The sequence below is a fragment of the Neorhizobium alkalisoli genome (assembly GCF_007829835.1).
Taxonomy (GTDB): Bacteria; Pseudomonadota; Alphaproteobacteria; order Rhizobiales; family Rhizobiaceae; genus Neorhizobium.
Genome location: NZ_VIWP01000034.1, coordinates 1 through 2,048, shown reverse-complemented (window position 1 = coordinate 2,048; position 2,048 = coordinate 1). Strand labels below are relative to the sequence as shown.

3 protein-coding genes are annotated in these 2,048 nt (G+C 50.2%); 2 read left to right on the top strand and 1 reads right to left on the bottom strand.

The window, feature by feature from the left end:
- Positions 1-1,084: 1,084 nt before the first annotated feature.
- Both FHW37_RS33355 and FHW37_RS33350 read left to right on the top strand, forming a co-directional pair.
- Entirely contained in the window at positions 1,085-1,264 is a 180-nt protein-coding gene (locus tag FHW37_RS33355) for a hypothetical protein (protein WP_145643860.1), read from the top strand.
- Between the two features lie 82 nt (positions 1,265-1,346).
- Positions 1,347-1,601 (top strand): DUF982 domain-containing protein, encoded by a 255-nt coding sequence (locus FHW37_RS33350; RefSeq protein ID WP_186458535.1) that lies wholly within the window; start codon positions 1,347-1,349, stop codon positions 1,599-1,601.
- 6 nt (positions 1,602-1,607) lie between these two features.
- Here the strand turns inward: FHW37_RS33350 and FHW37_RS33345 are convergent, their stop codons facing one another.
- Positions 1,608-1,802: a hypothetical protein gene (locus tag FHW37_RS33345; RefSeq protein WP_145643858.1), complete on the bottom strand. Its 195-nt coding sequence runs from the start codon at positions 1,800-1,802 to the stop codon at positions 1,608-1,610.
- Positions 1,803-2,048 lie beyond the last annotated feature (246 nt).

Genomic DNA, 2,048 nt, shown 5'->3' with positions numbered 1-2,048 from the left:
GATGCCTTCATAGCTTCCGCTCCTGTTCCCAGCCGGGAATCTAGCGCGGAAAACTCCAATTAAAAACGATCCAGTTTTTGGGGATCAGAGCACCACATTATGTGTCTGTTCGGCCCTAAGAGCTGGCGTCTCTGCTTTTATGGTTTCCAATTCAGCAACGACTTCTTTCGGCGTTGCCCCGGTCTCAACCGAGATAGCCTTCTCGTCAATTTAGCGTTTCATGTGGCGTGATCAGCTGAACAGCAATTGCCCTCGCGAATTTTTTGCGAAACTAGGTTCGGGCTTATCGATGTGAATACGCTTGTGCCAACGCGGACGCAGAGCCATGAGCTGGTCGAGGCCGATGGCTGAAGATTGATCCGCCATTCTTCAACTGAGTAGCTTTAGTGAGAACGATGCGGTCAACCGCAGCAGCGATTGTCACGCTCAACGCGAAAATGACCCGAAGCCCTTGTGACGAAGCCCACCAATCGATTGTTGCCATCGCACGTACTCCTTCGAACGAAACATACTTTTTAACATGAGTATTCCCTTAATGATGAACCCACTGACGCGGTCGCTCTCGATGTCCTGATAGTCAAAACATCGGGAGAAAGCCCGCGCGGCGCTGATGGAACTTTGATCCGTCATATGCGTTTGCAGCCGCGATACGATACTTGATCTGATTGGGGTATTGGACATGCGCAAAGTCATGAAGAACGCTATTCAGGATTATGGCGGCGCAACGGCGATCATGCTGGCGGGATTGGCGACACTTTTTGTCATTCTCTGAGCGACCGGAATCGTGACCCACATTTTTCGTCCAAAAGCGTACGCTTCTCAAATTCTCGGAACCAACATCGAAGAGCCGCGTTCCAGCCGACCCTCTCGGCGGGCGGTGACATGGGTTTCGATAAGCTTGAAGAGCTTGCAGTTTGTTACATGAGACAGTCGCAAAGCCATTCTGCTTCGATGAAGGCAGAGCAGCAGCGATCCAAGGCCTCAATCTTGAGCGCGGCAATCCCTATTACGCGGAAATCGAGACCGAAAGTCACCAATCGTGGCGAGATGGATGGATATCGGCATGCGCTGAAGGGATAATACGATGAAGTTCGAAAAAGACGTTGATCAAACAAGTCTGCAAGAGGTCATGCGTGTGACAGACTTTGCACTCAGGCATAAACTCAAAAGTGACGAGCAGCTTCGTTTAATCAAGCTTCTTGGTACATTTGCGACAAAGCAAGAATTGCTCATGAACGCACGGCTAGATTCGAAAATTAGATAAAGTTCATTTTCAAGTCCGTCCAAATATCGTATTGCCATTTAAGCCGTTGAGCGTCAGCTTTTTGTATCGTTGGGAGAGTAAGTTGGCTGTCGAGTTCGCCTATAATTTTGCGTGGTCTGATCCGGTCTATATTCGGATTGGCTATGGTGCGTCAGAAGTCGTTCAGTCCCCATCTGTCGCGATGGATTACTTGCAACATAGGTGGCCCATCGAACGTGGTGAAGCGTATCGCAAAGCGCTGCAAAGCTGCGAACTCGCCACGCGTGATCTTCTAGATATCGAGACAGCAAGGATGGATTTCATTGCGGCTGCGAAAGAAGCATTCCTTCTCTCGTGAAGAAGGCTAGAGCGGCTTCAACATCTCTTTGAGCTGATCCGGATGCTTGACCCCGAAAAGATACCAGTCCGTCAGCTCGCGGGCGAGCGGCTGTGCTTCGGGATGGCTAACCTCGATTCTCCTCTCACGGCACACGTCCTCAAGCACTGAGCGCAAAAGCCTCAGGTCTTTCGGTTCGAGTGAGTCGTTTGAAGAAAACATGTCTTGCCCCGATTTCGCCCAGACATTTTGGTTGAAACAAGGCGGGCGCGCAATTTAAACCCTTTGCAATGTCAGCAGCTGTCCAGATTCTTGGGGTTGGTGCGCTATATTGGTCTCATTATTGCAGGATTTTACGCCTTAGGTCAGCTTTGGTGTTGATTTCCACTGAGAGCTGACCCGGCGCAGCCCGATATTTCCATTGAGAATTGACCCATGTTTCAACCGTCCCTCGCATGTTTTCAGCGG